The following is a 2,052-nucleotide window of genomic DNA, read 5'->3' on the forward strand; positions in this document are numbered from 1 at the left end:
CATGCGGGGGCGTCGTTGTTCCTGCCGAGGCCCTTCACGGCGCAGGACTTCGCTGCGGCAGCGGAGCGGATGGTGGCGGCGCGGCGGCCGGAGCGGGCGCGGGTGTTGGTGGTGGACGACGACCCGGAGGCGATTGCGGCGTTGGTGCACTCGCTGGCGAGCGAGCAGATTGAGGTGGTGGGGTTGGGGGATGCGCACCAGTTGATGGAGGCGTTGGCGGAGCATCGGCCAGATTTATTGTTGTTGGACGTGCAGATGCCTGGGCCGAGCGGCTTTGATTTGTGTCGGATTCTGAGGTCGACGCCGGCGTGGCAGGAGCTGCCGGTGTTGTTGATAACGGCGCACCTGGGGTTGGAGTTCCGGCTGGCGGCGTTCCAGGCGGGGGCGGACGACTACATCTCCAAGCCGGTGTTGAAGGAGGAGTTGCGGGCGCGGGTGCAGGCGCGGCTGGAGCGGGCGCGGCTGTCGCGGGAGCGCTCGGAGCGGGATGCGTTGACGGGGTTGTTGTTGAGGCGGCCGTTCATCGAAGGTGTGCGTGCGCGCCTGTCGGAGGCGCAGCGTCAGCAGCGGCCGTTGGCGTTGTGTTTCCTGGATGTGGACCACTTCAAGCGGGTGAATGACAGGTACGGGCACCTGGCGGGAGACAGGGTGCTGACGCGGCTGGGGCGGTTGTTGGGGGAGACGAAGGAGAGCGCGAAGGCGATTCTGTCGCGGACGATGGCGGAGGTCGCGCAGATGACCTTCGACGGCGACGGAGGCGAGTCCTTCGGGATTACGGTGAGCGCCGGCATCGCCGAGGCGCCTGGAGACGGGGCGACGCTGGAGGAGCTGCTGCGCGCCGCGGATGCCCGGCTGAACCGGGCGAAGACGAACGGGCGCAACCGCATCGAGGTGTGAGCTATTGGCTCAGACTTCCTCGAACTTCGCCCCCGTGACTTTCGCTCGCTCCAAGGCCACTTTCAGGTCCTCGGAGACGATGAGGGCAATAGACCATCCCCAGGTGCGGAACACCTTCGCACCGCCCACCTTCGTGGGGTCGATTCGCATCCCGTAGACGCTGCGGTACTGGCCGAGCTTGTCCGGCCGCTCGTCCTCGGGCTTCCAATACATTATCTCTTCCGAGGCTTCGTCATCGACGCACCGGATCAGCTTTGTGGCGACGAGCACGACATGCTGTTCCGGGCGACCTTCGACATCGACGGGTATCAATTGCACATCATCGGGCGCCAGCTCCGCGAAGAGGTTGGCGACCCTGATGTGGACGATTGGAGCCTTGCCAACGCCTGCCGTGCAGTAGTCCAACCACCTCCCAGGCTCACGGATGGGAAACTTCAGGCGCCCCGCAGACTGGACGGGCTGCCCTTCGGCAAACTGCCAGATGTCCTCGACCTGGTTGCCCGTCTCATCCATCGGGTCTCCCAGGTACCAGTTCCCACCCTGCACGTCTTCTCTGAGCCTGAAGTATCGCGACGAATTCGGCATGGCGGGCTTCCTAGATTCCTTACGGGTCCCGAGTCAAAAGCCTGTGGATTTTGGTTCCTGGGGTCTGCGCTTCGCTGGCGAGCTTGCGTAGCTCCTCTGTGAGGGCCTTCCGGCAATCTTCCACCTTGCGGCACTTTCCCAAGGCCAGACTCAGTCGCTCTTCGACGTGCTCGTGATACTGTTGCGGATGCGGTCCCTTGTGGCCAGCGACTTTGACGATGTTCTCGGAGTCCTTCAACTGCATCCCAGCCCTGGTGAACAACTCCCTGAATCTTGGCGTCCAGGGGCCTCCACGCGCGGCGGAGACATCGTTCTTGTTCGTGGCGATGTGATGATTCTCACTACGCCCTCTCCGGCTCGCCATGGCCACGGCGTTCGGGGCGAGCGAGATGGTGAAGCCCTCCGCCGTCAAGGCGACTGCGCTCACGCTGCCCACGGCCGCGTACTGGAAGCCCGCTTGGGACTCCACCGCCAGGGCCGCCTGGGCGGAACCCGGCAACCCCATTGACTTCGCCGCCAGTCCCGCCGTGTTCCCGATGGCCACCGTGGCCAGCATGACGAAGACGCGCG

General features: G+C 64.9%; 3 protein-coding genes. 1 reads left to right on the forward strand and 2 read right to left on the reverse strand.

All coding sequences use genetic code 11. The features are described from left to right. Window positions 1-897: diguanylate cyclase (locus HUW62_RS46940; RefSeq protein ID WP_176438158.1), on the forward strand; the 897-nt coding region annotated here is incomplete at its 5' end. A 9-nt stretch (window positions 898-906) separates the two neighbouring features. On the opposite strand, the gene HUW62_RS46945 is transcribed toward HUW62_RS46940, so the two are convergent. Beyond that, entirely contained in the window at window positions 907-1,482 is a 576-nt protein-coding gene (locus HUW62_RS46945; protein WP_176438159.1) for a DUF1629 domain-containing protein, read from the reverse strand. A gap of 19 nt (window positions 1,483-1,501) precedes the next feature. Continuing rightward, window positions 1,502-2,052 (reverse strand): AHH domain-containing protein (locus HUW62_RS46950; protein WP_176438160.1); only part of this gene is annotated, 551 nt, incomplete at its 5' end.

Source organism: Myxococcus sp. AM011, assembly GCF_013372595.1.
GTDB classification, from domain to species: Bacteria; Myxococcota; Myxococcia; order Myxococcales; family Myxococcaceae; genus Myxococcus; species Myxococcus eversor.